Below are 26,101 nucleotides of genomic sequence, written 5' to 3' on the forward strand. Positions count from 1 at the left end.
GAGCAGCCCGGTAGCTCGTCAGGCTCATAACCTGAAGGTCACAGGTTCAAATCCTGTCCCCGCAACCAAATCCAAAAACGGCCCGCATCCACGCGGGCCGTTTTGGTATGTGCGCTGCTCTTCGCAATCCGATCGGCAAGCGACCCAGGCGAACCGATGTTCCGCTCCCCGTTGTCGTATCCGTCCTAATCTATGATCGCCTTTTCCATGGACGAGCAATGGAAGTTTCTCCCGCCACCGCGGGCTCTACGGTCGGCATGGTGGCGCGTATCAGCCAGATTCGCCGCTAATCCGAAAAACCGATTGCTGCCCTGATCAGGTGAAGCGGTGGGTTGAGCGTCCTCAGGCAGAGTTCTCTCGAATTGAATGACATGATAAACGGCGCCCATGGGAATCAAGAACTACCTGATCGAAGGCGGTTCCGGCACTGGAAAGACGTCTGTCGCTACCGAACTGGAGCGGCGGGGTTACCATGTTATCCATGGTGACCGGGTCTTGGCCTATGTCGGCGACCCCGAAACAGGCAAGGCACTGCCAGGACCACCCGAAGGCGGGGATCGCATCGTTTGGGAATACGCGCACTGGATTTGGCCCGTCGACAAGGTCCGGGCCATTGCTTCCGACACTAGCCATCCTGCCACTTTCTTCTGTGGCGGCTCGCGCAATTTCCATAAATTCCAGGACTTATTCGACAAGGTCTTTGTGCTCGACGTAGACGTTGAGACGTTGAACCGACGATTAGATGGGCGACCGAATGAGCCAGGTTTCGATCCGGCCGAGCGGCGGCTGGTACTGTGCTACCATCATACCCGGGAATATCTTCCCGTTGGCATCGATATCGACACGGCGGGTACGGTCCCAAGCGTCGTCGACAATATCCTCGCTCAACTCGCCTGAAGTCCTGAACGCATCGTGAATGGGATGGGAAGCACTCGAATATTGCGGGAAGACGCCGCCTGAACGGCTCACCGGCGGCGCTGAGACTTTGTAGCGACCGGCAGCTTGCGGATCGGCAAGCCGGACGCGCAAAAACCTGAGTCGTGCGGGACCGCTGGCCGGATCGACCTCGGCTTCAGCTGGAATTCAGGGAAATTTCGGCCGGGGTGGTGGCATGGGGGCCGGCTGTTCATCGTTGCTCGCCGGATCGGGCAGGATCGCCTTGCGCCAATTCCTCCAAATATGCACGCAGCGACCGCGGCTCCCGGCCCAAGATCGCACGTAGCGTCAGTGGGTTGCCGAGCAGGCCGTGGCGATCGTAGTGATCGAACATCGCCCTCAAGCCCGGAGGAACATCGCTGAGCACATTGGGATCGCGGCGCTCCCTAATTTCATGGCCCAGCACATCGCTCATCAGCGCAGCGACGTCGAGGCGGTTAGGTTGCCCAGGTGCGCAGAGCTCGAACGTTCCAAAAAGCAGCCGCTCTTCGGTCGGGGCTATCGCGGCGACCTCGGCGACATCGCGATAGTCGACCAGCGAAAAGCGTGTCCCCGACGACCAGGGCTCCACAAGCACGCCCTCCTTCACGACTTTGGGCCAGAATGCCGCGTAGTTCTGGAAGTAGCGCGCCGGATGGAGGAACGTATATTCCAGGCCGGAGTTGAGAACCGCCTCCTCGACCGGCGCTTTGGCGACATGATTGACGAGGTCCGAAAGCACCGGATGGATCACGGCCGAGAACACGAACCGGCGCACACCGGCGTCGATAGTGGCCTCCACGACTTTCTTTCCCACATCAGCCTCGGCGGGAATGAAGGCTGGGGCGATATAGAAGACGGCGCCCACATCCTTGAGCGCCGCATCCAAAGCTGCACGATCGCGCAGATCGCCGATGGCAACCTCGGTTGCGCCGTGACCGCGTACCAGTTCAGCCTGCTCGGGCTTGCGGATGAAGGCACGGACGCGCGCACCCCGCGCGGCAAGGGCCGGAATGACGCTGCCCGCAAAATTTCCCGCTGCACCGAAGGCGAGAATCATCATGATCATGTTCCTGCGCGTTTCGTGACGATCACGGATCTGTTCGGGCACCAGGGGCCCTCAACCCAATCTGGTTCCCGCGACCGGGATGTCACCTCCCCGCCGGCATATTTTTCGGGTAACGCTTCAACAGGCCGCGTAAGACGAATTTGCGCGAAGGCGCGCCGCGTTCGGAGGTTCTCGTGTTTCGTCGTCGCGAAACCCATTGTAGGTAGGCTCGCCTCGGGCTTTTTGCTGACGTGCATTAACGTCCGAAATTCCGGCAAGCATTCGCCCTTGGCGATCTCGAATGAACGCAACCAAACTGACGGAGAGGAAAATGCGGCAAGCGCTGATCGTATGGGGCGGCTGGGAGGGGCATGAGCCCGAGGCCGGCGCCCGTGTCGTCAAGGCGATGCTCGAGGAAGAAGGCTTTGCCGTGCGCGTCGAAAACACGACGGCGGCGTTTGCCGATCCGGCGATCGCCGATCTCAGCCTAATCGTGCCGATCTATACCATGTCCAAGCTCACCAAGGCCGAAGAGGCGAACCTGACCGAGGCGGTCGAAAACGGCGTCGGCCTCGGCGGTTATCATGGCGGCATGGGCGACGCTTTTCGCGAATCAACGAACTATCAGTTCATGTGCGGCGGCCAATGGGTCGCGCATCCCGGCAACATTATCGACTATCACGTAAATGTGGCGCGGCGCGGCGACCCGATCATGCAAGGCATCGAGGATTTCCCCTACCGCTCCGAGCAGTATTACATGCATGTCGATCCGTCGAACGAGGTGCTGGCGACCACCACGTTTTCCGGCGACCACGCGCCGTGGATCGACGGCGTCGTCATGCCGGTGGTGTGGAAGCGCCGGCACGGCAAGGGGCGCGTGTTTTATTCCTCGCTGGGCCATGTGGCCTCGGAGTTCGAGGTGCTGCAGATGCGCACCATCTTGCGCCGCGGGCTGGTCTGGGCGGCACGCTGAGTGGCTGGTGCAACCGGCTAAACGCTTTCCAGATAGGTCTCGATCTCGAAGTCGCTGACGTTGAGCGCGAAAGTGTTCAGCTCCTGGCGCTTGCAGGCGACGAAGGCGTCGCGCAGCACGTCCGGGAAGATCTCGGCGACACGCTGGCCCGCCTCGAAGGCAGCGATCGCCGAGGCCCAATCCGGCGGCAGCTTGGCGAGCGTCAGCCCCTGGCCTTCGCCGCCGGTCGGCTCGCCGGGCGAGAGCTGACGCTCGATGCCGATCAAGGCCGCGCCGAGAATCGCCGCAAGCACCAGGTAGGGATTGGCGTCGGCGCCGGAGACGCGATGCTCGATGCGGCGCGCCGCCGACGGTCCGCCCGGAATGCGAATGGCCACCATGCGGTTTTCATAACCCCAGGCAACGGCGGTCGGCGCATAGGATCGCGGCCGCAGCCGGCGGTAGGAATTGAAATGCGGCGCGAACACCAGCGTGCTCTGGGCCATCGCGGCAAGCAGGCCGCCAACCGCGTGGCGCATGGCGTCGGAGCCTTGGTCTGAGCCGTCGTCGAAGATGTTGCGGCCTTGCCTGTCGAGGACGCTGAAATGGACATGGAAACCATTGCCGGCGCGTTCGCCATAGGGCTTGGCCATAAAACAGGCGGCGAAGCCATGCTTGCGGGCGATGCCCTTGACGGTGCGCTTGAAGAGCACGGCGTCGTCCGCGGCGCGCAGGGCGTCGGGCACATGGTTGAGGTTGATCTCGAACTGGCCGACGCCGTTTTCGGCGATCGCGGTGTCGACCGGAATGTCCTGCATGCGGCAGGCTTCGTAGATGTCGTGGATGAAGGCTTCGAAATCGTCGACCTCATCGATCGAAAGCGCCGCGTCGGAATCGAGACGCCGCCCGGTTACCGGCGAGACCGGTCCGACAGGCCGCTGCGACGTCGGGTCGACAAGGTAGAATTCGAGCTCGGTCGCGGTGACGGGCGTCAGGCCGAGGGCGGCGTAGCGGTCGAGGATGCGGGCCAGCGCGCGACGCGGATCGCCAAGGTAGGGGGCGCCGCTGTCGTCCGCCAGCCAGACCGGCAACAGCGCCGTCGGGTGTGCCGTCCAGTTGACCGGCAATATGCCGCGCCCCGTCCAATGGCAAAGTCCGTCGGCGTCGCCGGTCGAGAACACCTGGGCGTTGCCTTCGATGTCCTCGCCCCATATGTCGAGCCCGATGGCCGAGTAAGGCATGCGCAGCTTGCCTTCGAGCGCCTTGCGCGCCTGCTCGACCGGAATGCGCTTGCCGCGCATGATTCCGTTCAGGTCGCACACCGCCGCCCGCAGGCTCTGGATGTCCTTCCTGCTGTCCAGCCACTTCAAAACGTCCGCAATCGCATCGCTCAATTTCCAGCCCCTGTTTTTCTGGGTGCTGTAGCCCTGTCGGCTACGATATCCAATTTTCGGCTTGTGAGTTCGTGAAGGCCAACGCGGCTGACGCCGAACGATTTTCCTTCATTTTTTCAAGTCACTAGCCGGGATATCGGGAGGCATTTCAGGTCCATATTATGCGATCTGCGATCGCAACATAGCGGCCCGGTCGGCGAAAGCCAAGCCGGATTCGGAGGCCCGCTTGCCTGTCAGTGGCGCAGTTCCGGAAATTTCACCTGGCCGAGGATGTGGGCCGCGCCCTCGGCGATATCGCGCACGATCGCGGCCCGCGCCCTTTCGCCGTCATGAGCCTCGATCGCCGCCACGACCTCCTCGTGATAGTCGATGCCGAGAATGCCTGCCAGGTCATCCTCGAAACCGATGTGCAGATTTCGCAGGAATGGGCCGACCTGCATCCATACCGTCTCGATCAGAAAGATCATCTGCTCGTTGCCGCAATGGCGGTAGATCGAGAACTTGAAGTCATAGTTCTTGCGCAGATAGTTTTCGATCCCGCCGCCGCGGGCGGCTTCGGTAAGTTCGGCGCAGTGGCGCCGGATCGCGCGCAGATTGTTGCCGTTGATGAGTTTTGTCGCAAGCTCGGTGGCCGTACCTTCCAGGATCGTGCGCACGGCGGTCAGTTGCTGGAAGTGGTCGGCGGAAATCAGCGGCACCTCGACGCTGCCGTTCGGCATCGGGCTCAGCGCTCTCAGCGCCTGCAGCCGCATGAAGGCGCTGCGCACCGGCATGTCGCTGGTGCCGAGCTCCTTGGCGAGTTTGCGTGAGGTCAGCTTCTGGCCGGGCTGGAGCTGGCCCGACATCAGCGCCCGCACAAGCTCCAGATAGACTTTCTCATGCAGCGGAACGGTATCGACAGCGGTCAGTCCGAATTGCGATTTGTCGGCCATTGGCGATGCGCTGCTTCACTCGTCCTGAAATCTGTCTCGTCACCTGATCCGCCGCCGGGATAGCTGGCCGATCGTTTCGGCCGCACGATAGACGCTCAACGCGAACCGCCGCAAGGGCGGTCGGCGTTGCTATCCGATCCGCGCGTCGATGATCTCGACGAAGCGGGCGAAAAGGCCCGCCTGCGACTTGATCTTGAGCTTGCGGTAGATATTGCGGCGGTGGACCTTCACGGTCCCCGGAACGATGCGCAGCGCCCTGGCGATCGATTCCGTGGAATGGCCCTGAAGCACCAGGTCGACGACCTGCTTTTCGCGCGAGGTCAAGGACAGGCTCTTCCAGATATGCGCCCGGTCGAGCTCATTGGTCATCGCGACGGTTTCGCCGGAGGGCCGGGCCACAACCTCTTCGGCAGGCAAAGCGGGCCAGCGCTGCCTGCAGAAGCCGATCACCGCCGGCGCCATGTCGCGCAGCAGCCTGGCATCCGCCGTTCCGAACGGCCCGATGGCGCGCAGCCGCATCAGCGACAGCACCAGCGCGTCCTTGCCGGCTAGCGGCACGAAGAAGCCGACCTCCTCGGCAAGTTTGGTCTGGCTGTAATAGGAGCGGTAGTATTCGCTGGCGTAGAAGCGGTCCGGCGCGAGCTCGCGCATGCGCCAGAAACCCTCCTTGCGCTCGACCGCGGCGTGGTGGAATGGGTCGAGCAGGTAGGGCCCCTCCTGGTAGAGCGCGACGAAGATGTGGCTCTCCGCCGGCGAGAAGGTCTCGAACAGGAGCGGTGGCCGTGCGGCACCCCGATAGCCGAAGATCACGCAGTGATCGAAACGGACATGTCCGCTGAGCCAGCCGACGATCGCCTTGCCGAAATGATCGCCGCCGGTCTCGCGCGACGCGGCGATCACGGCGGCCAAGGCGTTGTAGTCGTCAATGCGGGAGGTGGCCATCCATACCCCTCTAATCGATAAAATTGGCTAAATATACCACCTGCGAGGTATATACCAGGTGCATCGCCTCTGCTAGCGTCACGACATTGCCTCACGCTGTCGCTGGAGCCTTGGCTTGACTGCAGTGCCCGATATCGAATTTCGCGCGGTCACCAAGCGCTACGGCGCCATCACGGCGGTGAGCGGTATCGACCTTGCCATCCCGCCTTCCGCCTTCGTCGCGTTGCTCGGCCCCTCCGGCTGCGGCAAGACGACCTGCCTGCGCATGATCGGCGGCTTCGAGCAGCCGAGCGAGGGCCAAGTGCTGATCCGCGGCCGCGACATGGCCGGCACGCCGCCCTACCGGCGGCCGGTCAACATGGTTTTCCAGCAATACGCGCTGTTCCCGCATCTCGATGTCGAGGAGAACATCTCCTACGGGCTGCGCCAGGCAAGGCCGCGCCTGTCGTCGCGCGAGATCGCCTTAAGGGCAGGCGAGGCGCTTTCGATGGTGCAGCTCGCCGGCTACGGGCGCCGCAAGATCCACGAGCTGTCCGGCGGCCAGCAGCAGCGCGTGGCGCTCGCCCGCGCGCTGGTCAACAAGCCGGCGGTGCTGCTGCTCGACGAGCCGCTGGCGGCGCTCGACAAGAAGCTGCGCACCGACATGCAGATCGAGCTGCAGAACCTGCAGCGCGAGATCGGCATCACCTTCGTGCTGGTCACCCACGATCAGGAGGAGGCGCTGTCGATGAGCGACTTCGTCTGCGTCATGAATGGCGGCCGCGTCGTCCAGCTCGGGCAGCCGAGCGAGATCTATGACGAGCCGGCCGACCTGTTCGTGGCCGACTTCGTCGGCAAGACCAATCTTCTCAGCGGCAAGGTGGCCGCGCTCTCGGGTGACCTCGTCGATGTCGCGCTCGCCGACGGCACCGTGATTTCAGCGCGCAAGCGGGTGCCGCTCAGCCGCGACGAAGCCGTCTCCGTCAGCCTGCGGCCGGAATCGCTCAGCCTTTCGGCGCCTGGGGGCGGTGCCTTGAAAGGCATCGTGCGCAATCGGATCTTCCTGGGCTCGACAGCCGAATACGCAATCGAGGTCCATGGCATCGGATCGCTGCTCGCCAAGGCTGATCACGTGATCGGCCATGGCAATCTCTTCAAGCCGGGCGAACCCGTCGCCATCGGCTTTGCCGCCGGGGCGCCGCTGGCGTTTCCGCACGCCAACAATAACGGGACCAACCAGAGGGAAGACCAACATGCCGAAATCCTATCGTGACGGACTGCCGATAACCCCCGATAAATTCGTCGACCAGTTGATGCGTCTGAAGCGCGGCTCGATCAGCCGGCGCGACTTCCTCGGCCTCACCGGGCTCGGTGTCGCCACCGCGGTGATGGCGCGTGAGCTCGGCATCATGCCGACACCCGCCTTCGCCGCCGAGAACCTCGGCGACCGCATGTCGATCGCCACCTGGCCGAACTACCACGACCCGCAGACCTTCGAGAATTTCAAGGCCGAGACCGGCGTAGCCGTCGAGGTCAACGTCTTCGGCTCGAACGAGGAGATGCTGGCGAAGCTGCAGGCCGGCGGCTCGGGCTGGAGCCTGTTCGTGCCCACCAACTACACCATCTCGACCTACAAGAAGCTCGGCATTATCGAGGCGCTCGACATGGCCAAGCTCGGCAATTTCGATGGCAAGTCGGAAGATGCGCGCTTCACCGCGGAAGGCACGATCGACGGCACGATCTACGCCGTGCCGAAGAACTGGGGCACGACCGGTTTTGCGGTCAACACCAAGAAGCTCACTAAGCCGATGTCGAGCTGGAAGGAATTCTGGGACACGGCCATGACCGAGGCCGACGGCCGCGCCATGGTGCATGACTATCAGCTCACCACGATCGGCAATGCGCTGAAATATTACGGCTATTCGTTCAACTCACTGAAGCAGGACGAGCTCGCCAAGGCCGAGGAATTGCTGCTGAAGGTCAAGCCGCATCTGTTCGCGGTGTCGAGCGACTACCAGCCGGGAATGCGCGCCGGCGATGCCTGGATGACGATGTGCTGGACCAATGACGGGGCGCAGCTGCATCGCGATATTCCCGAGATCGCGTATGTGCTGGGCAAGGAGGGCGGCGAGATCTGGACCGACTTCTACGCCATCCCGAAGGACGCGCCGAACAAGCCGGCCGGCTATGCCCTGCTCAACTACCTGATGAACCCGACGGTGGCGGTGAAGGAGCATCTGGCCAATGGCGCGCCCTCGACCGACGCGCGCGTCAACGCACTGCTGCCCAAGGAAGTGCTCGACAACCCGATCCTCTATCCGGCCGCCGACCTGTTGAAGCCACTCGAATTCGGCGCCGCCGCGACACTGACCGATCCGGGCCGCGCCGAGCTGATGGCGCGCTTCAAGTCGGCTTGAGCGGGACCGGCAACAAACCAGAACCAGACAATGCGACCGGCGGACGAAAGTCCGCCGGCTCCCAACCGGCTTTCCCGATGCGCCGCAGTCTCTTTCGTAAAAATCTCGTGACGGCGCTGCTGCTCGCCCCGGCGACGCTGTGGCTGGTCGTGTTCCTGGTGTTGCCTTTCGTCGCCATCGCCATCTTCAGTGTCGGCGAGCGGGCGCCGGAGGGCGGCTACCAGGCGGCGCTAACCTTCGCGCAATACGCCAACCTGCCGGCGCGAGCGACCGCCTTCTGGAACACGATGGTGCTGGCGCCGGCCGGCGCGCTTGCTTGCCTGCTCGTTGCCTATCCGGTCGCCTATTATCTGGCGCTGCGCGCGCCGCAGCGCTGGCGGCTGATCCTGCTTGCGCTGATCGTCATCCCGTTCTGGACCAGCCTTCTGATGCGCACCTATGCCTGGATGTACATCCTTGGCGGGCGCGGCATTCCGGCTTTGCTCGCCTATGTCGGCATAGAGGACCTCAGGCTGATCAACACGCCGGGCGCGGTGCTGCTGGGCATTGTCTACGGTTACCTGCCGCTGATGATCCTGCCGATCTATGTCAGCCTGGAGCGGCTCGACCGGCGCCTGCTGGAGGCCTCCGCCGATCTCGGCGCTACGCCGCTGTCGACCTTCCTCGGCGTGACGCTGAGACTGTCGCTGCCCGGCGTCATGACCGGCTTCTCGCTGGTGATGATCCTGCTGCTCGGCGAATATCTGATCCCGACACTGCTCGGCGGCGGCAAGGTGTTCTTCATCGGCAACGCGCTGGTCGATCTCTTCCTGCAATCGCGCAACTGGCCGTTCGGATCGGCCATCGCCATCACGCTTGTGCTGGTCTCGGTGGTGGTGCTGATCGTCGCCAACCGCATCTCGACCCGGCTCTCGGGCGCACGCCGGGTGGACCTGATCTGATGCGCGCCTTCGTCGTCGCCGTCTTCGCCTTCCTCTATCTGCCGATCGCGCTGGTCGTGCTGTTCTCCTTCAACGCAGGCCATCATGCCAGCGAGTTCACCGGCTTTGCCGTGCAATGGTACGGCAAGGCGCTGTCCAATCCCTTTCTGGTCGAGGCGCTGAAGAACAGCCTGTTCATCGCCACCACCAGCGCGCTGCTCGCGGCCTTATGCGGTACCGCCGCGGCGCTCGGGCTGCAGCGCGTCGGCGTACGGACCCGGGCTCTGTTCGATGCGCTGCTGGGCGCGGCGATCGTCGTGCCAGGCGTCGTCATCGGCATCTCGACGCTGGTGGCGCTGGTGCAGCTTTTCGCTGTCGTCAATCCGTTCCTCGCTTCGCTCTGGCCGACAGACCAGCCGCCGCGGCTCTCGCTGGGCTATGGCTCGATCATCGCCGCGCACGGCCTTTTCTCGATGGCGCTGGTGACGATGATCGTTGGCACGCGGCTGAGCAGCCTCGACCGCAATCTGGTCGAGGCTTCGAGCGATCTCTACGCCACGCCGCTGACGACGTTCCGTTCAATCGTGCTGCCGCAGATCATGCCGGCGGTGATCGCGGGCTTCCTGCTCGCCTTCACCTTCTCCTTCGACGACTTCATCATCGCCTTCTTCGTCGCCGGCGCTCAGACGACGCTGCCGATCTACGTCTTCGCCTCGATCCGGCGCGGCGTGACGCCGGAAATCAATGCCATCGCGACGATCGTGCTCTGCGCGTCGGTCCTGCTCGTGCTGCTGGCGCAATGGCAGCTCGGCCGGCGGAAGCCATCGCATTGAGAGACCAATCCATGATCCTGAAAGACCGTATCGCCGTGGTGACGGGCGCCGGGTCGGGCATCGGCCGCGCCGGCGCGATGATCATGGCCAGGGAAGGGGCGCATGTGGTCATTGCCGACCGCGATCCGGCGGCCGGCGAAGCCACCGCTTCCGACATCCGCGGGGCTGGCGGCCGGGCCGAGGCGGTCGCCACCGATGTCAGCGACGATACGGCCGTCGAAAGCCTCATCGCGGGAACGCTCGGCAGGCATGGCCGGATCGACATCCTGCACAGCCATGCCGGCATCCAGGTCGGCGGCGCGCTCACCGAAGTCGGCACCGACGGGATGGACGCCTCTTGGCGGATCAACGTGCGGGCGCAATTCCTGGCGGCCAAGACCGTCATGCCGGCAATGATCGCGCAAGGCGGCGGTGTCATCCTCAACACCGCGTCCAATTCCGGCGTGTTCTACGACCGCGAGATGATCGCTTATGCCACCTCCAAACACGCAGTTGTTGCGATGACCCGGCAGATGTCGCTCGATTACGCCAAGCACAATGTGCGCATCAACGCGCTCTGCCCCGGCTGGGTCGACACGCCGTTCAACGCGCCGTTCATCGCCCAGATGGGCGGGCGCGACGCGATCGAAAACTATGTCCGTACCAAGATCCCGATGGGACGCTGGGCGAGCCCGGAGGAGATCGCGGAGGCGATCCTGTTCCTCGTCTCCGATCGCTCGTCCTTCATGACCGGTCAGGCGCTGGTGGTCGATGGCGGCGAGAGCATCGGCTGAGGCGCCCGTGGCACACCGCCTACCGGTCGTTGGGATTTCCGAATGTCGGATCGCGGTGCCGCGAGTAGGTGTCGATGCGCGGCAGGTCGTCGGCGAATTCCAGCCAAGGCAGCCGAAGGCGCCAATAGGCATGCGCATGCGGCTTGAACCGCTCCGGATGATCGAAGAAGCCGATCGTGACATAGAGTTCGTCGCTCAGCCCTTCGTCGCGATACGTGATCGAGGTGCCGCATTTGTCGCAGAAGGTGCGAACGACACCTTTCGTCCTCGAGAAGCTCCGGGGTTGCCCGCGCGTGAAGCGGAACTGGTCTGGCCGGTAACCGACCCAGATGGTCAGCGGGCTGCCAATCGCGCGGCGGCAGTCGTCGTCATGATCGAAGCAGATCCAGAACGGATCGCCCTGCATCTCGGCGGCAATCGCTCCGCAAAAACATGCGCCCGTATCGCTCCTGCTTTCCATCTGATCGCTCCTGGTTGCTTCGGAATCGTTCGCCCGGCGGCGCATATGGGAACAGTACAAGCAGGAACCCGTTCCCTCCGTCCGTTTGGGCCAACAATGTGCAGCGGTTTCATGGGCGGGCTTGCGCTGCGGGCAACGATCGGCCAAATCATGCCAGGTTCTCGACAAGGCTTGTCATGCGAGCGGTAGAATGGCTTTCCACCACCCGGCCGTTTCCAGTTGCGGCCGCAACAGCGCGCGCTTTGGCGGAGCGCCGCTGATCATGCGCTGCTGCCGCCACGAGAACCTGCAGCGCGCGGAGGAGACCAAGGTCGGCTCGCATGTCGTTCGCGACGGCTGGACCGAAGGGGTGCAGGGCGCGCTGACCCGGCCTTCGGCCGGTCAACAGGCGGGCGCCCGTCCTCGGATAACGCAGCTTAGATAACGCCCTACCGGAACGGACATGCCCGCCGAAGCGATTTCTCCTTCGTACGGACATGACCAATGCCTGACAATCTGAACACCTCATTTCCTGGCGCGGACACGCAAGGCTGGCTGAAAACGCACGCGATCAACGAAGTCGAGTGCTTCGTGCCGGACGTCAACGGCGTGCTGCGCGGCAAGACCCTGCCGGTCGCCAAATTTCTGAAGTCGCTCGACGACCGCGCGCTCTATCTGCCGAGCAGCGCCTTCCTGGTCGCCATCGACGGCCGCTATTCCGGCTCCATCGACGAAGGCTTCGCCTACCAGGATCCGGACATGCGCATGGTGCCGGACGTTTCGAGCCTGTGCCTTGCGCCCGGCAGCGCCGGCAAAGCCTACGTTTTCGCCGACACCTTCCACATGGACGACCGGCCGTGGATGGCTTCGCCGCGCCATGTGCTGAAAGCCGTGCTCGACCTTTATGAGCAACGCGGCTGGCGTGCGGTGATGGCGCCGGAGCTCGAGTTTTACCTGACGGCGCCCAACCCCGACCCCGACCAGCCTTTGACCGCACCGGTCGGGCGCAACGGGCGGCCGGAAAGTGTGCAGCATCCTTACGACATGCAGGCGATGGAAGAGTTCGAAGCGGTGACGCGGCGGCTCTACGAACATGCTTCTATCGCCGGGTTGCCGGTCGAGACGCTGATCCACGAATCCGGCACGGCACAGCTCGAGATCAATCTGCTGCATGGCGATCCTCTGACGCTCGCCGACAAGGTGCTGTTGTTCAAGCGCCTGGCGCGCCAGGCGGCGCAGGCGAACGGCATGCACGCCACCTTCATGGCCAAGCCGATCGCCGCACAGGCCGGCAGCTCGATGCATTTGCACATGTCGATCGTCGATGAAGCGGGCGAACCCTTGTTTGCCGGCGAGGACGGCGAAGACAGCGAGATGTTCGCGCACTTCATCGGCGGCCTGCAGAAATACATCCCTGAAATCATGCCGCTGTTTGCGCCGCATGCGAATTCCTACCGGCGCATCCGGCCCGGCCACAGCGCCCCGGCCAATATCGAATGGTCGCATGACAACCGTTCCTGCGGCCTGCGCGTGCCGCTGGGCGGCCGCGCCGCGCGCCGCATCGAAAACCGGCTGCCCGGGGCGGACGCCAATCCCTACCTTGCCATGGCCGGCTCGCTGATCGCCGGCTATCTCGGCATCGAGGAGAAGCTTGCGCGCTCGGAGGAGGCCTACGGCAACGCCTATAAGAGCAAGAGCACACTGCCGAAGACGATGGAGGAAGCGCTTGATCGTTTCGCCGCCTGCGAGCCTGTGCGGGCGCTGCTCGGCGAGGATTTCTGCCAGACCTATCTGCGCGTGAAGAGCGTCGAGCTCGACCTGTTCCAGAGCGTCGTGACGTCCTGGGAACGCGACCATCTGCTGCTCAAGGTGTGACCATGGCTTCGCGATCGACAGGTTTCAATTCCGGTCTCGACATCGACAAGTCCTATTATGTCGCCACCGCCAACCCGGCGCCCGACCATCCGGCGCTTGCCGGCGATATCGAGGCCGATCTGGTGGTGGTTGGCGGCGGCTGCACGGGTCTGTCGGCGGCGCTGCATGCGGCCGAGCGTGGCCTTAAGGTGGTGCTGCTTGAAGGCGGCAAGATCGGCTGGGGCGCCTCGGGCCGCAATGGCGGCCAGATGATCCCAGGCCTGCGCAAGGGTGCCAGGGGCCTGGTCAGAAGCTTTGGGCCGGAACGGGCAAAGGCGCTGTTCGATGTGGCTTTCGAGGCGCGTGGGCTGGTGCTCGACATCATCGAGCGCCATGGCATCGAATGCGACTTGCGCCAGACCGGCCATCTGGTCGGCGCGGTCAGCGCTTCCGATATGCGCGACTTCGAGGAAGAGGCCGAATGCCTCGCCAAGGTGATGAACTTCACCGAAGTCGAGATGCTGTCGGCGGCTGAGGCGCGGCAGATGGTCGACACACCCTATCAGGGCGCGGTGTTCGAGCGGCTCGGCGGCCACATGCATCCGCTCAACTACACGCTGGGGCTTGCCCGCGCCGCCACCGCCGCCGGCGTCGTCATCCATGAGAACTCGGTTGCGGTGCGGCTGGAGCGCGAACCTTCCATCCGGGTGTTCACCGACGACGGCTCGGTCCGCGCCAGGCATGTGGTGTTGGCCGGCGATGCGCTGCTGAAAGGGCTGGAGCCGCGCGTGAATAGCCGTATCATGCCGGTCGGCAACTATATCGTCGCCACCGAGCCCTTGGGCGAGCGCAATGTCATCCCGGCCAATGTGGCTGTCTCGGACACGCTGTTCGTCGTCAACTATTACCGCATGTCGGGGGATGGACGCCTGCTGTTCGGCGGCGGCGAGCGCTACACGCCGTCACCGCCGGCTGACATTGCCGGCTTCGTGCGGCCGCATATGGAGAAGACCTTTCCGCAGCTCAAGGGCTGCCGGATCGACCATGCCTGGGGCGGTCTGGTGTCCATCACCACGTCGCGCCTGCCGCATGTCGGGCATTACGGCGAGGTCTATTTCGCGCATGGCTATTCCGGCAAGGGCGTCATCCTGTCGACGCTGTCGGGCAAGCTCCTGGCGGAAGCGATCGCGGGCGATGCCTCGCGGCTCGACCTGTTCTCGGCGCTGACGCCGCTGCCGTTCCCAGGCGGCACGGCGCTGCGCGGCCCGCTCTATGTGCTCGGCATGTTGTGGTATGCGATGCGCGATCGGCTCAGACACTGACGCTGGCTTTCCTGTCCCCGGCGTGGCTAATGTCTCCGCGCCAGGGACGAGTCCCCCGGCGTTCGCCACTTAATCGAAGGCAGCTCACAGGTCGCAGCAAGGGGCAGATCTATGAATATTGAGGCGGGCCGGCTGACGAAGAAAGAGCGACATGAGCTGATCCTGTCGGAGGTTCGGCGCTCGGCCTCGATCCGCATCTCGAAGCTTGCGCGTCGCATCGGCGTCGCCGGCGAGACCATCCGCCGCGACCTGATCGAGCTTGGCGATGCGGGGCTCATCAACCGCACCTATGGCGGCGCCACCATTTCACTGGTGACGTCGGAACCGGTGATCGCCGAACGCGGCCTCACAATGGTCGAGGAGCGGGCCCGTGTCGGGCGAGGTGCGGCCGGACTGATCGAGAAAGGCAGCATCGTGATGATCGACGGCGGATCGACCACCTACGAGGTCGCGCGCAGCCTTTCGCAACACGGCCGGGACCTGACGATCATCACCAACTCCGTCGGCGTCGCCTCGGTGGCCGGCGCCAATTCCAGCTTCCGCGTCATCCTTTGCCCCGGCACCTATGACAGCCGCGAGGCGGCTGTGCTTGGCGAGGACACGGTCGAGTTCGTGCGCCGCTACAATGCCGACGTCGCCATCATCGGCGCCTCGGCGCTGAACGCCGAAGGGCCGAGCGACATGATCTCGGGCGCTGCGGCGGTGAAGCGCGCGATGATGGCACGGTCGCTGTCGACCATGCTGGTCGTGACCAACGACAAGTTCGGCCGCAGCGGCCTCGAACGCGTCTGCGCGCTGAGCGAGATTTCCGATATCATCACCGATCGCGAACCGGCTGCCGAGATGAGCGCGGCGATCGAGGAGGCAGGCGGCGAGCTGCACGTCTTTGCCGAGAGCTGAATAGGTTAAGCGTCGCGGTTTGTCAGCGCGATATGGCAGCAGCCGGAGCCATGGCCCGGTGTCCAGGTGACATTGTCGAAGCGCACGCCGGTTGCCTCGAACAGGCCGCGGTCGAAGGCGCCGGCGATGCGGCAGAGCGTGGCGAGCTTCTCCTCGCCGACGCCGGCCTCGATCCAGGCATCCTTCAGCGGGCAGCGCTTCACCTTGAAGGCGATGTGGCCAGGCCCGCGCTCGACATCGGTCGGATACATGCGCCCGCCATCCGGGCTGACCGCCAGAAAGGCCTCGCCGATCGCCGGCGCATCATTGGGGCCGAAATCGGCGAACGCCGCAGCCGCGACTTCCCGGCCGCGCTTCTCGATGCTGCGGATCATTAAGGCCTCGGCTTTCTCGGCGCCGAGCTCGGCGGTCAGCTCGTCGAGGAAGAGACGATAGAGGTCGGCCCGGTTGCGGAAGGCGGAGTCGAGCTCGCGCGACAGTTTTTCTGCCCTGGCTGTTTCGGGATCGGTCATGCTGTGTCCTGATTTTGTCGTTCGACCATGATCTTGCCCGCAAACCGGTTCCCACTTTGGAGGATCATGGTCGGTTCCTGGTCAATCTCGGCGTCGCCGCCACCAGCGCCTTGCCGATCGCCGATTGCGGGTTGGCGATGACGGCGCGGGCATCGCCGCTCTCGGCGACTCGGCCGGCGTCGAGGAGGACGACGCGGTGCGCCACGGCACGGATGACGCCGAGGTCATGCGAAATGAACAGATAGGCGATCCGTTCCTGCCTTTGCAGATCAAGCAGCAATTCCAGGATCTGCCCGCGCACCGAAACATCGAGCGCCGACACGGCTTCGTCGAGCACGATCAGCGACGGCCGCGTGGCAATGGCGCGGGCGATCACCACGCGCTGGCGCTGGCCGCCGGAAATCTCGTGGATGGCACGAGCCGCGAGACTGGCATCGAGGCCGACGCGCTCCAGCAGTGCTGCGATACGGCGCGGGCGCTCTGCACGCGAGGCGATACCGTGGATGCGCAACGGATCGTCCAACACGCTAGCCACGGTGGCGCGTGGATTGAAGGCGGCGAGCGGATCCTGGAACACCATCTGCAGACGGGCACGCCGCGCGCGCAGAGCGGCGCCGGATAGCGCGAGGAAGTCAGCGCCTTCGAATGCGATGCGACCGGCATCGGGCTCGGTCAGCCGCAGCACCAGCCTTGCGATCGTCGACTTGCCGCTGCCGGACGGGCCGGCAAGTGCCAGCGTTTCCGCCCGGCCGATCTCGAAAGACACGTCGTCGACCGCCGCGAAGGGCTTGCCGCCGCGACGGTAGCGTTTGGCCAGATTCGAGACCGCAAGCACGGTCATGCCGACGCGCCTTGCCGGTGAAACAACGGCTCGGTATCGAGGCCGAGATGAGCGTCGAGCAGCGCGCGCATATAGGCATGGCGTGGCGCGTTGAGGATCTGGTCAGTCTCGCCAAGTTCGACCAATTCGCCGTGGCGCAGCACCGCGATGCGATCGGCAAGCGTGGCGGCAAGCGCGATGTCGTGGCTGATGAAAAGCAGCGTCATGCCGTCCTCGGCCACCAACCGGCGGATCAGGGAAACAATCTCGGCCTGGACGATGGTGTCGAGCGCGCTGGTCGCTTCGTCGGCGATGAGCAGCTTCGGCCCGGTCGCGATTGCCGCCGCGATGGCCACGCGTTGCTTCTGGCCGCCGGACAGCTGGTGCGGGTAGGCGTGTAGGATGGCTTCGGGGTCCGGAAGGCGGACGCGTTCGAGGAGGGTTTTGGCTTGGGCGAAGGAGTCAGGCCAGCTGGGGCCGAGATGGGTGTGGACGACTTCGGCGATCTGCTTGCCGACGGGCATGACCGGATCGAGACTGGATGAGGGGTCCTGGAAGACGAAGCCGATGTCGCGGCCGGGGAGGGCAGGTTTATCGTGAAGATGAAAAGGCTGGCGCTCTACGGCGCCCCCCTCTGTCCTGCCGGACATCTCCCTCACAAGGGGGGAGATTGAGCTGTCGCGGTCGCTTTCGCCAATCGCCGACGTTGCAGGAGGAGAGCCGGCAGCGGAACTGCTGATCTCCCCCCTTGTGAGGGAGATGTCCGGCAGGACAGAGGGGGGCGCGAAGGAATGCGGCGCTCGCGATTTCGGTATCTTCCAATTGATGGTTCCGCCAATCTCGGCACCCCCCGCCAACAACCCCGCAACCGCCAGCGCCAGCGTGCTCTTGCCCGAGCCGCTTTCGCCGATGATCGCCAGGCGCTCTCCGGCTTTCACATTCAGGCTGATGCCTTTCAGCGCCGGCACCTCGACCCTGTCGCGCCGATAGCGCACCGAGAGATCGCGGATCGACAGCAGCGGGATCACGACAGGCTCCTGCGCACCGCGGTGCTCTCCACCACGCCTTCGCCGACGAGGTAGACACCGAGCACCGTCAGCACGAGCGCCACGCCGGGAACGACCGACAAAAACGGCGCGGTGCGCAGCACCGTGCGGCCCTCGGCGATCATGCCGCCCCAGGTGACGCGGTTGGGATCGCCGAGGCCAAGGAAGGACAACGCGGCCTCGGTGAGGATCGCCGCAGCCACGATCACCGAGGACAGCGCAAGCACCGGCGGCAAGGCGTTTGGCAGCACCTCGCGGAAGGCTATTTCGAGCGGGTGCATGCCGATGACGCGGGCGCCGGCGACATAATCGCGCTCGCGGATCGACAGGACCTCCGCGCGCGCCACCCGCGCGGGTCCGGTCCAGGCGCCGAGCGCGATCGCCGCGACGACGACGCCGAGCGAAGGCCCGACGATGCTGACGAAAGCGAGCGCGAGCAGGAAGCTCGGCACGGTCTGGAAGGCATCGGTGATGCGCATCAGCACTTCGTCGATCAGGCCGCCGGCGAAGCCGGCTAAAGTGCCGACCACCGAGCCGATGAGGAGCGCGGCGGCGGCCGCCGCCAGCCCCACCGCCAGCGACGTGCGGGCACCATGGAACAGCTCGGCCAGCACGTCGCGACCAAGCCGGTCGGTGCCGAGCGGCAGCGACCAGTCCTGGAACGGCGGCAGCAGGGCCGGTCCGGCGATGGCCTGCGGGTCGCCGGGAAACAGCAGCGGCGCCGCCAATGCCATCACAATGAGCAAGGCGAGAATGACCGCGCCGGCGATTGCTTCCGGCGTGCGGAAGAAACGACGCAGGCGGTTCATGCGCTTGCCTCGCCGGCGCCGACGCGCGGATCGAGGACAGCGTAGGCGAGGTCGACCAAGAGATTGATGACGATGACGAGGACGGCGCTCACCAGAATGATGCCGAGCAGCAGCGGCGTGTCGCGTCCGGCGACGGCTTCCTGCGCCAGCCGGCCGAGACCCGGCACAGCAAAGACGCTTTCGATGACGACGCTGCCGCCCAGCATCTGCGCCGATTGCAGGCCAAGCATGGTGACCAGCGGCAGGAGTGCGTTGCGCGCGACATGTGCAAGCACGATGCGCCGGCGCGGCAGGCCCCTGGCGCGGGCGGCGAGGATAAAGTCCTGCCGCCAGGCTTCCGCCATGCCGGCGCGCATCATGCGCAAATAGAGCGCCAGATAGATGAAGCCGAGCGCCGAGACCGGCAGCACGAGATGGATGCCGATGTCGGTGGCGCGCGCCAGTCCGGTCTTGCCGGAAGCGATGGTCTCGATGCCGCCGATCGGCAGCCAGCGCAGGTCGACGGCAAAGACGACGATAAGCACCAGGCCGAGCCAGAAGCCGGGCACGGCGTAAAGCGCCAGCGAACCGATCGAGAGGAAGCGGTCGCGAAAGCTGCCAGGCCGCGCGCCGGCATAGATGCCGAGCGCCGAGCCGAGGCCGAAGGAGAGCGCGGTGGCGCTGCCCATCAGGAGCAGCGTGGTCGGCAGGCGTTCGAGGATGATGTCGCGGATCGGCCGCGAGAAGGTGACGGACTGGCCGAGGTCGAGATGCAGCAGCGCCCAGAGATAGTTGGCGAGGCGCGTCAACTCCGACTGGTCGAGGCCCCAGCGGTGGCGCAGCAATTCGATCATGCCGACATCGCCGCCGGTCGAGACAATGTAGGCGTCCACCGCGTCGCCGGGGGCGGCTTCGAGCAGCAGGAAGCTGCCGATGACGACGATGAGGAGAACGAAGACGCTGCCGACGACGCGACGGCGCAGGAGGCGGAGGGCGCGGGTCATGGCGAAAGGACGCTGCTCGCAACCCTTGGAGGTCGGGCTCTACGGCGCCCCCCTCTGTCCTGCCGGACATCTCCCCCACGAGGGGGGAGATCAGCTGTCTCGCCGGCTTTCGCCAATCGCAGATGCTGCAGGATTGAGCGGGGCACGGAAGCCGCCAATCTCCCCCCTTGTGGGGGAGATGTCCGGCAGGACAGAGGGGGGCGCGAAGGAACTCTCACCGTGGAAGCTGAGCACCCGATCAAGCGATGTGCAAGCCTTGGAAAAACGTTAGCCCGCGAGGTAAGTGTCCGCCCAGTTCGACACCGCCCAGCGCGGGTTGTTGGCGATGTTGCCGACCGTGTCGCGGGCGACGGAGATGAAGCTCCACTCCGCCACATTGATCAGCGGCAAATCGGCCGCCACCTTCTTCTGGAACTCCTTGTAAAGCTCGGTTCGGGCCGCTGTATCCAGCGTCTCCGATGCTTTCGCGATCAGCGCGTCGAGGTCGGCGTTCTTGTAGCCGTCCTGGTTGGAGAAGGGCACGCCGTCGGGAATGCCGCTCTGCACCAGGATGGTGGTCGAGATTGCCGGATCGCCGCGGAACACCGGCGGGCCGACGGCGAGGTCGAAGGCGTGGTCGGTGTAAACGGCCTTGATGTGCGCGGCGGAGTCGTTGTTGACGATCTCGGCGTCGATGCCGATCGCGGCGAGCGCCTGGCGCAGATAATCGCCGAACTGTTTTGTCTCGTTGAAGTAAGGCGCCGGCAGCAGCTTCAGCGCGAAGCGCTTGCCGTCGTCGGCGCGCTTGTAGCCGGCTTGGTCGAGCAGCGCATTGGCCTTGGCGACGTCGAAAGGATAGGTCGGCACGTCGGCGGTGTAGAATTGCGGATCGTTCTTCGGCACCGGGCCGGTGGCGGTCGCGGCATAGCCGAGGAAGATCGTCTTGACGACGAAATCCTTATCGATGGCATGCGCTATCGCCTGCCGCACTTTCAGATCGGCCAGTTCCTTGCGGCGGTGGTTGATCTCGACGACGAACTGGTAGGTCAGCCCCTCATAGCCCTTGGTGACGACCTTCAGGCCTGGCACCTTGGAAATGCGATCGAGGTCGGCGAGCGGCACGGCGGAGAAGGCGGCGAGCTGGATCTCTTCGGCTTCCAGCGCGGCCGCGGCCGACGTGCGGTCCGGCAGCACCTGGTAGACGATCTCGTCGAGATAGGGCTCGTCCTTAGCCCAATAGGCGTCGTTCCGGGTCAGCTGGTAATACTGGCCGGTCTTGTATTCGGCGAATTTGAACGGACCAGTGCCGACCGGGGCGTTGTTGGCCGGGTTGTCCTCGATCTTGCCCACCTCATAAAGGTGCTTCGGCACGACGCTCGACAGCGCCGGCAGCGCATTGCGGATCAGCTGGAACGGCGTCGGCTTGCCGAATTTGAAGATCGCGGTGAGATCGTCCGGCGTGTCGACGGCCTCCAGGTCCTTGAACACGGTGCGGCCGAGATTTTGCAGCGGCTTCCAGATCTGCAGCGCGGAGAAGGCGACGTCGGCGGAGGTAAAAGGCTTGCCGTCGTGCCATTTGACGCCGTCGCGCAATTTGAAGGTGACAGACAGGCCGTCGGCAGCGCCCTCCCAGGAAAGCGCCAGGCGCGGCTGAAGGCCGTCCTTGCCGTCGAAGGAGGCTTCGGCCAGCGTCTCGACGATCTTGCTGGAGATGAAGAAGACGCCGTTGGAGGCGACGATCGCCGGGTTGAGGTTGCGCGGTTCGGAATCGGCGGCAAGAATCAGCCGGCCGCCCTTCTTCGGCGTCTGCGCGAAGCCGATGGTCGGCAATGCGGTCGAGGCCAGAAGCAGCGCCGAGCCGGCCAGCAGGCCCCTGCGTGAGATCGTCAATTCGGGCATCGCTCAAACTCCCCTCTTCGCACCGTGGCCGGCGCGGCAATCCGGTGATTATGGCCCTTGGCAAAGGTTTCGCCAGAGACGGATTTGGCGCATCATGGCTTGGCTTTGAAATTTCCGTCCGCTGGACCAGCCAGTTGAAAGAAGCACCGTATCATAATCTGGTCGGACCAGATTATGATGATGCTGAATCAAGATAAGACGGAAAAGCGCGTCTAGCGCGAGAGCGATCAGTTCTGGCTGGACCAGAATGGCCAAGATGATGCAGATTTGGCCAACAGCCATACATCATGACGTTCGGCGCTCCTGCGGCCGATGAAAAATAGGGAGAGGCAGATGAACATCGCTCCGGGCAAAACCGAGGTCAGCAATGTCCCGTTCGACCAGGCGCGGGTGGACCGGCTGATGGAAGAGGCCGGCATCGACGTGCTGTTCGCCACGTCCAAGCACAACACGCAATATCTGCTCGGCGGCTACAAGTTCATCTTCTTCGCGGCGATGGACGCCATCGGGCACAGTCGCTATTTGCCGATCGTCCTTTACGAGAAGGGCGGGCCCGAACATGCCGCCTATATCGGCAACAAGATGGAAGGCGGCGAACACCAGAACCATCCGTTCTGGACGCCGACCTTGCATGCCGCCTGCTGGGGCACGCTCGATGCCGCCAATCTGGCGGTGGAGCATCTCAAGCAGATCGGCAAGGGGGCAGCCCGCATCGGCATCGAGCCGGGCTTCCTGCCGTCGGATGCCTACACGCTGATCCGCAAGGCGCTGCCGGATGCAAAGCTGATCGACGCGACCGACATGCTGGAGCGCATGCGCGCCATCAAGACCGAGGCTGAGCTCGAACAGCTGCGCATCGCCTCCGAGCTGATCACCGATTCCATGCTGGCGACGATCGCCTGGGCGCGCGAGGGCACGAGCAAGACCGACATCATCGAGCGGCTCAGGCGCGAGGAGACCAATCGCGGCGCGCATTTCGAATACTGCCTGCTGACGCTGGGCTCCAGCCACAATCGCGCGGCGTCCAGCCAGGCGTGGAAAAAGGGCGAGGTGATGTCGATCGATTCCGGCGGCAACTACCACGGCTATATCGGCGACCTCTGCCGCATGGGCGTGCTTGGCGAGCCGGATGCCGAGCTGGAGGATCTTCTGGCCGAAGTCGAAGCGGTGCAGCAGGCCGCTTTTTCCAAGGTGAAGGCAGGCACGCTGGGCGGCGACATGATCGCGCATGCGGAGAGCGTGCTGAAGGCTTCCAAGGTTGCGGCCTATACGGATTTCTTCGCCCACGGCATGGGACTGATCACGCATGAGGCGCCGTTCCTGATGACAAATCACCCGGTCGCCTATGAGGGTACTTATGCGGCAAAGCCGCTGGAGAAGAACATGGTGCTGTCGGTCGAGACCACCATGCTTCATCCGTCGCGCGGCTTCATCAAGCTGGAGGACACGGTAGCGGTGACGGACGCCGGTTATGTGATGTTCGGAGATCGCGGACGCGGCTGGAATAGGGGCGGGAAGGCAGCATAGGCTCGACGGCGCTCCCCCTCACCCGGATTGCCAGCCGAATTGCGAAGGGCGATCCGGGGCAATCCGACCTCTCCCCAAGGGGAGAGGGGCGGATGGCGCCGGCGCCAACCTCTTCTCCCCGCCGGGGAGAAGGTGGCCGCGAAGCGGCCGGATGAGGGGACGTTACGCGATTACTCTCCGCCCGCCGGCAGCAGCCTGAAGTCAGGCAGGTCGCGCAGCGCGAGTTCCGGTCCGGCCGGTGAATAGACGACGAAGAGCTGCATCGGCTGGTCGCCGGTGTTGAGCGTCGAATGGAAGCGGCTTTCCGGCACATAGATGGTGCAGCCGGGGCCGACCTTCGCCACCATAGGATTTCCGTTCTCGTCCTCGACCATCTGCTCGCCATTACCGGAAATGACGAAGATGATTTCCTCCGCGCCCGGATGGTTGTGGCGGGTGTGGCCTTGGCCCGGCGGCAAGTCGACGACGCCGCCGGAGAAGCGCTCCGCGCTGTTCACTTCCGGCGCGACGGTCAGCGACAGCTTGCCCCAGTCGAAGCCAAAGGCGCTGACATCCTTCGGGTAGACGAACACCTTGCTCCTGTCGGCCATTGCCTCACCCCTTTCTTTTTGTGGTAGCCTTGAAATCCGCCGTCTGCCTGGCGATCGCCGCTTCCGCCGGCAGCCGTTCCATCGAGCTTGCGCCGTAAAAGCCATGCAAGCCCTCGCAGCGTTCGAGAATGTAGCGCGCGTCGTCGGGCATCGAGATTGGTCCGCCATGGCAAAGCAGGATGACGTCCTTGCGCACCGAGCGCGCGGCATCGGCAATGGCGTCGATTTCCTTCACGCAGGCGTCGAGCGTTTTCGCCGAGGTGGCGCCGATCGAACCGCCGGTCGTTACACCCATATGGGCGACGACGATGTCGGCTCCAGCTTTCGTCATGGCACGCGCCTCGTCGGGGTTGAAGACGTAGGGCGTGGTGAGCAAGTCGAGCTTGTGCGCCTCGGCGATCATGTCGACCTCGAGGCCAAAACCCATGCCGGTCTCCTCGAAACTCTGGCGCATGGTGCCGTCGAACAGGCCGACGGTCGGAAAATTCTGCACGCCGGAAAAGCCCATCGTCTTCAGCTCTGCGAGCAGCAGCGGCATGATAACGAAGGGATCGGTGCCGTTGACGCCGGCCAGCACCGGTGTCGTCTTCACCACCGGCAGCACCTCATAGGCCATCTCCTTGACGATCTCGTTGGCATTGCCATAGGCGAGCAGGCCGGCGGCCGAGCCGCGCCCGGCCATGCGGTAGCGGCCGGAATTGTAGATGATGATCAGGTCGATGCCGCCGGCTTCCTCGGCCTTGGCCGACAGGCCGGTGCCGGCGCCGCCGCCGACGATCGGCACGCCGTCGGCGATCATCTTGCCGAATTTTTCCAGGATTTCCTTGCGCGGAATGGCAGCCATGCTTGTCTTGTCTCACTTCTTGGCGATGTCGAGGAAGGCCTCGGCCGCGGCCTTGGCGAAGGCGGGATCGTTGATGTGCAGCGGCAGGCGAGTGACGGTGCGGTTCCTGGTCGGACCGATCGTGCGCTCAATGGCGTCAAACAGTTCGGCGTCGGCTTCCGGATCGAAGAAGGCGCCGCCTTCGATATCGAGCGCCGAGACGCCCTTCTCCGGAATCAGGAAGCGGACCGGACCGTCGCATCGGGCAAGGCGACCGCCGATCCATTCGCCGATCTTGCGGCATTCCTCGGCCGTGGTGCGCATCAGCGTGACGTTGGGATTGTGCTCGTAGAAGAGCCGCCCACGATATTGTTCCGGGATCGTCGGCGGCGCCCAGAAGTTCACCATATCGAGCGCGCCGACCGAGCCGACATAGGGCAATTTCGTGCGGGCAATCGCGCCGAAGCGATCCTCAGTTGCCGGCAGCACGCCGCCGAACAGGAAATCGCAAACCTCGGTCGTGGTGATGTCGAGGACGCCGGCCAGCAGACCGCTGTCGGCGAGCTTCTCCATCGAGCGGCCGCCGGTGCCGGTGGCATGAAAGACCATGCAGTCATAGTCGGGGCGCAATCGGTCGACGATCGCCGTCACGCAAGGCGTGGTGACGCCGAACATGGTGAGCCCGAGCGCCGGCTTGCCGGCGGCGGCCGAGGCGGGCTTCGCCGCCATGCCGGCGATCGCCTGGGCGGCATTGTGCAGCACCATGCGGGAGAGCCTGTTCAGTCCCGCCATGTCGGTGACCGACGGCATCATGATGATGTCGGAGATGTCGACGTAAGGCGCGGTATCGCCGGAGGCCAATGTCGAGACCATGATCTTCGGCAGGCCGAGCGGCAGCGCCCGGAAGCCGGCGGTGACGATCGAGGTGCCGCCGCCGCCGCCGATGCCGATCGCCCCGGCGATGTCGTTACGTGACTGGATGAAATTGGCGAAGGCAGCGCCCATGCCGGCAACGGCGGTGCCGCGATCGTCGATGCCGAGAACCGCGCCGGCTCCCTTGGGATGATGCGCGGCGACCTCGCTGGCGGGGATATCCACCGGGACGGTCGCGCCGCGCGTGCCGATATCGACACGGACGACCGCGCCGCCGGCCTTGGCGATGGCATCGGCCAGGAAGGCGAGTTCCTCGCCTTTGGTGTCGGCGGTGCCGATCACATAGATGCGCTTCATGGATGCGTCTCTCGGCTGAGCGGGCCGGAGATAGCGATGCTTAATGCATGAGAGCCTGTTGCTCTACGGCGCCCCCCTCTGGCCTGCCGGCCATCTCCCCCACAAGGGGGGAGATTGGCTTGCCTTGATGCCGCCGCTTCTCCTGCGACGCTCAAGATTGGCGAAAGCAAGCCGGAAATCCGATCTCCCCCCAAGTGGGGGAGATGTCCGGCAGGACAGAGGGGGGCGCCGTAGAGCGTCAACGTGGCCAATCCGGGAGCCAT

General features: G+C 64.5%; 26 protein-coding genes. 12 read left to right on the plus strand and 14 right to left on the minus strand.

From position 1 onward, the window contains the following. Positions 1 to 387: 387 nt before the first annotated feature. Entirely contained in the window at positions 388 to 897 is a 510-nt protein-coding gene (locus tag FJ419_RS28840; RefSeq protein ID WP_140700634.1) for an AAA family ATPase, read from the plus strand. 229 nt (positions 898 to 1,126) lie between these two features. On the opposite strand, the gene FJ419_RS28845 is transcribed toward FJ419_RS28840, so the two are convergent. Next, on the minus strand, positions 1,127 to 1,978 hold the full coding sequence (locus tag FJ419_RS28845) for an NmrA family NAD(P)-binding protein (protein ID WP_140700676.1): 852 nt from the start codon (positions 1,976 to 1,978) through the stop codon (positions 1,127 to 1,129). Between the two features lie 316 nt (positions 1,979 to 2,294). Here FJ419_RS28845 and FJ419_RS28850 point away from each other — a divergent pair, with 316 nt between their 5' ends. Then, the gene (locus FJ419_RS28850; RefSeq protein ID WP_140700677.1) at positions 2,295 to 2,936 is read left to right on the plus strand and encodes a ThuA domain-containing protein; all 642 of its coding nucleotides are present in this window, start codon (positions 2,295 to 2,297) and stop codon (positions 2,934 to 2,936) included. A 17-nt stretch (positions 2,937 to 2,953) separates the two neighbouring features. Here FJ419_RS28850 and FJ419_RS28855 read toward each other — a convergent pair whose 3' ends face one another. The 3 genes from FJ419_RS28855 to FJ419_RS28865 form a co-directional block, all read right to left on the minus strand. After that, positions 2,954 to 4,309: a glutamine synthetase family protein gene (locus FJ419_RS28855; RefSeq protein ID WP_140635494.1), complete on the minus strand. Its 1,356-nt coding sequence runs from the start codon at positions 4,307 to 4,309 to the stop codon at positions 2,954 to 2,956. Between the two features lie 233 nt (positions 4,310 to 4,542). Next, positions 4,543 to 5,241 carry a GntR family transcriptional regulator gene (locus FJ419_RS28860; protein ID WP_140700635.1) on the minus strand — a complete coding sequence of 233 codons (699 nt, stop codon included), beginning with the start codon at positions 5,239 to 5,241 and terminating at the stop codon, positions 4,543 to 4,545. A 129-nt stretch (positions 5,242 to 5,370) separates the two neighbouring features. Further along, complete coding sequence (locus FJ419_RS28865) at positions 5,371 to 6,183, minus strand: LuxR C-terminal-related transcriptional regulator (RefSeq protein ID WP_140700636.1); 813 nt, start codon at positions 6,181 to 6,183, stop codon at positions 5,371 to 5,373. Positions 6,184 to 6,298: 115 nt separating this feature from the next. Here FJ419_RS28865 and FJ419_RS28870 point away from each other — a divergent pair, with 115 nt between their 5' ends. The 5 genes from FJ419_RS28870 (at position 6,299) to FJ419_RS28890 (ending at position 11,105) form a co-directional block, all read left to right on the plus strand. After that, on the plus strand, positions 6,299 to 7,435 hold the full coding sequence (locus FJ419_RS28870; RefSeq protein ID WP_140700637.1) for an ABC transporter ATP-binding protein: 1,137 nt from the start codon (positions 6,299 to 6,301) through the stop codon (positions 7,433 to 7,435). Next, the gene (locus tag FJ419_RS28875; RefSeq protein ID WP_140700638.1) at positions 7,416 to 8,579 is read left to right on the plus strand and encodes a spermidine/putrescine ABC transporter substrate-binding protein; all 1,164 of its coding nucleotides are present in this window, start codon (positions 7,416 to 7,418) and stop codon (positions 8,577 to 8,579) included. The genes FJ419_RS28870 and FJ419_RS28875 overlap by 20 nt, the downstream gene beginning before the upstream one ends. A gap of 77 nt (positions 8,580 to 8,656) precedes the next feature. Then, the gene (locus FJ419_RS28880; protein WP_140700639.1) at positions 8,657 to 9,520 is read left to right on the plus strand and encodes an ABC transporter permease; all 864 of its coding nucleotides are present in this window, start codon (positions 8,657 to 8,659) and stop codon (positions 9,518 to 9,520) included. After that, on the plus strand, positions 9,520 to 10,332 hold the full coding sequence (locus FJ419_RS28885) for an ABC transporter permease (RefSeq protein ID WP_140700640.1): 813 nt from the start codon (positions 9,520 to 9,522) through the stop codon (positions 10,330 to 10,332). The genes FJ419_RS28880 and FJ419_RS28885 overlap by 1 nt, the downstream gene beginning before the upstream one ends. Before the next feature lie 11 nt (positions 10,333 to 10,343). Next, positions 10,344 to 11,105 (plus strand): glucose 1-dehydrogenase, encoded by a 762-nt coding sequence (locus FJ419_RS28890; protein ID WP_140700641.1) that lies wholly within the window; start codon positions 10,344 to 10,346, stop codon positions 11,103 to 11,105. Between the two features lie 19 nt (positions 11,106 to 11,124). Here the strand turns inward: FJ419_RS28890 and FJ419_RS28895 are convergent, their stop codons facing one another. Further along, positions 11,125 to 11,565 (minus strand): GFA family protein, encoded by a 441-nt coding sequence (locus tag FJ419_RS28895; RefSeq protein ID WP_140700642.1) that lies wholly within the window; start codon positions 11,563 to 11,565, stop codon positions 11,125 to 11,127. A 190-nt stretch (positions 11,566 to 11,755) separates the two neighbouring features. Here FJ419_RS28895 and FJ419_RS28900 point away from each other — a divergent pair, with 190 nt between their 5' ends. The 4 genes from FJ419_RS28900 to FJ419_RS28915 all read left to right on the plus strand — a co-directional run bounded on the left by FJ419_RS28900 (position 11,756) and on the right by FJ419_RS28915 (position 15,620). Next, on the plus strand, positions 11,756 to 11,989 hold the full coding sequence (locus FJ419_RS28900; RefSeq protein WP_140700643.1) for a hypothetical protein: 234 nt from the start codon (positions 11,756 to 11,758) through the stop codon (positions 11,987 to 11,989). Between the two features lie 59 nt (positions 11,990 to 12,048). Further along, positions 12,049 to 13,419, plus strand: a complete 1,371-nt coding sequence (locus FJ419_RS28905; RefSeq protein ID WP_140700644.1) for a glutamine synthetase family protein — start codon at positions 12,049 to 12,051, stop codon at positions 13,417 to 13,419. A 2-nt stretch (positions 13,420 to 13,421) separates the two neighbouring features. Continuing rightward, positions 13,422 to 14,720, plus strand: coding sequence for an FAD-binding oxidoreductase (locus FJ419_RS28910; protein ID WP_140700645.1), 1,299 nt, complete (start codon positions 13,422 to 13,424; stop codon positions 14,718 to 14,720). 111 nt (positions 14,721 to 14,831) lie between these two features. After that, the gene (locus FJ419_RS28915; protein ID WP_246679419.1) at positions 14,832 to 15,620 is read left to right on the plus strand and encodes a DeoR/GlpR family DNA-binding transcription regulator; all 789 of its coding nucleotides are present in this window, start codon (positions 14,832 to 14,834) and stop codon (positions 15,618 to 15,620) included. A gap of 5 nt (positions 15,621 to 15,625) precedes the next feature. On the opposite strand, the gene FJ419_RS28920 is transcribed toward FJ419_RS28915, so the two are convergent. From FJ419_RS28920 to FJ419_RS28950, 6 genes are all read right to left on the minus strand, one after another. Further along, positions 15,626 to 16,132, minus strand: a complete 507-nt coding sequence (locus FJ419_RS28920) for an L-2-amino-thiazoline-4-carboxylic acid hydrolase (protein WP_140700646.1) — start codon at positions 16,130 to 16,132, stop codon at positions 15,626 to 15,628. 64 nt (positions 16,133 to 16,196) lie between these two features. Continuing rightward, a complete protein-coding gene (locus FJ419_RS28925) occupies positions 16,197 to 16,973 on the minus strand; it encodes an ATP-binding cassette domain-containing protein (RefSeq protein ID WP_140700647.1) in 777 nt (258 codons plus the stop codon). Continuing rightward, positions 16,970 to 17,980: an ABC transporter ATP-binding protein gene (locus tag FJ419_RS28930; protein WP_181170837.1), complete on the minus strand. Its 1,011-nt coding sequence runs from the start codon at positions 17,978 to 17,980 to the stop codon at positions 16,970 to 16,972. The genes FJ419_RS28925 and FJ419_RS28930 overlap by 4 nt, the downstream gene beginning before the upstream one ends. Then, the gene (locus FJ419_RS28935; protein WP_140700680.1) at positions 17,977 to 18,807 is read right to left on the minus strand and encodes an ABC transporter permease; all 831 of its coding nucleotides are present in this window, start codon (positions 18,805 to 18,807) and stop codon (positions 17,977 to 17,979) included. The genes FJ419_RS28930 and FJ419_RS28935 overlap by 4 nt, the downstream gene beginning before the upstream one ends. Continuing rightward, complete coding sequence (locus FJ419_RS28940; RefSeq protein ID WP_140700648.1) at positions 18,804 to 19,790, minus strand: ABC transporter permease; 987 nt, start codon at positions 19,788 to 19,790, stop codon at positions 18,804 to 18,806. The genes FJ419_RS28935 and FJ419_RS28940 overlap by 4 nt, the downstream gene beginning before the upstream one ends. Positions 19,791 to 20,057: 267 nt before the next feature. Continuing rightward, positions 20,058 to 21,668, minus strand: coding sequence for an ABC transporter substrate-binding protein (locus tag FJ419_RS28950; RefSeq protein WP_140700649.1), 1,611 nt, complete (start codon positions 21,666 to 21,668; stop codon positions 20,058 to 20,060). A 333-nt stretch (positions 21,669 to 22,001) separates the two neighbouring features. Here FJ419_RS28950 and FJ419_RS28955 point away from each other — a divergent pair, with 333 nt between their 5' ends. Continuing rightward, a complete protein-coding gene (locus FJ419_RS28955; protein WP_140700650.1) occupies positions 22,002 to 23,195 on the plus strand; it encodes a Xaa-Pro peptidase family protein in 1,194 nt (397 codons plus the stop codon). 170 nt (positions 23,196 to 23,365) lie between these two features. Here FJ419_RS28955 and FJ419_RS28960 read toward each other — a convergent pair whose 3' ends face one another. Genes FJ419_RS28960 through FJ419_RS28970 form a run of 3 tightly spaced genes read right to left on the minus strand, consistent with a single transcriptional unit; the run spans position 23,366 to position 25,838 of the window. Further along, complete coding sequence (locus FJ419_RS28960) at positions 23,366 to 23,785, minus strand: cupin domain-containing protein (protein WP_140700651.1); 420 nt, start codon at positions 23,783 to 23,785, stop codon at positions 23,366 to 23,368. Between the two features lie 4 nt (positions 23,786 to 23,789). Then, positions 23,790 to 24,629: a phosphoenolpyruvate hydrolase family protein gene (locus FJ419_RS28965; RefSeq protein WP_140700652.1), complete on the minus strand. Its 840-nt coding sequence runs from the start codon at positions 24,627 to 24,629 to the stop codon at positions 23,790 to 23,792. Positions 24,630 to 24,641: 12 nt separating this feature from the next. Further along, positions 24,642 to 25,838 carry a Tm-1-like ATP-binding domain-containing protein gene (locus FJ419_RS28970; RefSeq protein ID WP_140700653.1) on the minus strand — a complete coding sequence of 399 codons (1,197 nt, stop codon included), beginning with the start codon at positions 25,836 to 25,838 and terminating at the stop codon, positions 24,642 to 24,644. Between the last annotated feature and the right edge of the window lie 263 nt (positions 25,839 to 26,101).

This window comes from Mesorhizobium sp. B2-6-2 (assembly GCF_006440615.1).
Taxonomy (GTDB): domain Bacteria; phylum Pseudomonadota; class Alphaproteobacteria; order Rhizobiales; family Rhizobiaceae; genus Mesorhizobium.

What these genes read in the sequence shown, in the direction of transcription:
- FJ419_RS28840 (WP_140700634.1), top strand. Translation starts at nt 388, where the DNA reads ATGGGAATCAAGAACTACCTGATCGAAGGCGGTTCCGGCACTGGAAAG.
- FJ419_RS28845 (WP_140700676.1), bottom strand. Translation starts at nt 1,978, where the DNA reads ATGATGATTCTCGCCTTCGGTGCAGCGGGAAATTTTGCGGGCAGCGTC.
- FJ419_RS28850 (WP_140700677.1), top strand. Translation starts at nt 2,295, where the DNA reads ATGCGGCAAGCGCTGATCGTATGGGGCGGCTGGGAGGGGCATGAGCCC.
- FJ419_RS28860 (WP_140700635.1), bottom strand. Translation starts at nt 5,241, where the DNA reads ATGGCCGACAAATCGCAATTCGGACTGACCGCTGTCGATACCGTTCCG.
- FJ419_RS28865 (WP_140700636.1), bottom strand. Translation starts at nt 6,183, where the DNA reads ATGGCCACCTCCCGCATTGACGACTACAACGCCTTGGCCGCCGTGATC.
- FJ419_RS28875 (WP_140700638.1), top strand. Translation starts at nt 7,416, where the DNA reads ATGCCGAAATCCTATCGTGACGGACTGCCGATAACCCCCGATAAATTC.
- FJ419_RS28880 (WP_140700639.1), top strand. Translation starts at nt 8,657, where the DNA reads ATGCGCCGCAGTCTCTTTCGTAAAAATCTCGTGACGGCGCTGCTGCTC.
- FJ419_RS28885 (WP_140700640.1), top strand. Translation starts at nt 9,520, where the DNA reads ATGCGCGCCTTCGTCGTCGCCGTCTTCGCCTTCCTCTATCTGCCGATC.
- FJ419_RS28890 (WP_140700641.1), top strand. Translation starts at nt 10,344, where the DNA reads ATGATCCTGAAAGACCGTATCGCCGTGGTGACGGGCGCCGGGTCGGGC.
- FJ419_RS28895 (WP_140700642.1), bottom strand. Translation starts at nt 11,565, where the DNA reads ATGGAAAGCAGGAGCGATACGGGCGCATGTTTTTGCGGAGCGATTGCC.
- FJ419_RS28900 (WP_140700643.1), top strand. Translation starts at nt 11,756, where the DNA reads ATGGCTTTCCACCACCCGGCCGTTTCCAGTTGCGGCCGCAACAGCGCG.
- FJ419_RS28905 (WP_140700644.1), top strand. Translation starts at nt 12,049, where the DNA reads ATGCCTGACAATCTGAACACCTCATTTCCTGGCGCGGACACGCAAGGC.
- FJ419_RS28910 (WP_140700645.1), top strand. Translation starts at nt 13,422, where the DNA reads ATGGCTTCGCGATCGACAGGTTTCAATTCCGGTCTCGACATCGACAAG.
- FJ419_RS28915 (WP_246679419.1), top strand. Translation starts at nt 14,832, where the DNA reads ATGAATATTGAGGCGGGCCGGCTGACGAAGAAAGAGCGACATGAGCTG.
- FJ419_RS28920 (WP_140700646.1), bottom strand. Translation starts at nt 16,132, where the DNA reads ATGACCGATCCCGAAACAGCCAGGGCAGAAAAACTGTCGCGCGAGCTC.
- FJ419_RS28925 (WP_140700647.1), bottom strand. Translation starts at nt 16,973, where the DNA reads ATGACCGTGCTTGCGGTCTCGAATCTGGCCAAACGCTACCGTCGCGGC.
- FJ419_RS28935 (WP_140700680.1), bottom strand. Translation starts at nt 18,807, where the DNA reads ATGAACCGCCTGCGTCGTTTCTTCCGCACGCCGGAAGCAATCGCCGGC.
- FJ419_RS28940 (WP_140700648.1), bottom strand. Translation starts at nt 19,790, where the DNA reads ATGACCCGCGCCCTCCGCCTCCTGCGCCGTCGCGTCGTCGGCAGCGTC.
- FJ419_RS28950 (WP_140700649.1), bottom strand. Translation starts at nt 21,668, where the DNA reads ATGCCCGAATTGACGATCTCACGCAGGGGCCTGCTGGCCGGCTCGGCG.
- FJ419_RS28955 (WP_140700650.1), top strand. Translation starts at nt 22,002, where the DNA reads ATGAACATCGCTCCGGGCAAAACCGAGGTCAGCAATGTCCCGTTCGAC.
- FJ419_RS28960 (WP_140700651.1), bottom strand. Translation starts at nt 23,785, where the DNA reads ATGGCCGACAGGAGCAAGGTGTTCGTCTACCCGAAGGATGTCAGCGCC.
- FJ419_RS28965 (WP_140700652.1), bottom strand. Translation starts at nt 24,629, where the DNA reads ATGGCTGCCATTCCGCGCAAGGAAATCCTGGAAAAATTCGGCAAGATG.
- FJ419_RS28970 (WP_140700653.1), bottom strand. Translation starts at nt 25,838, where the DNA reads ATGAAGCGCATCTATGTGATCGGCACCGCCGACACCAAAGGCGAGGAA.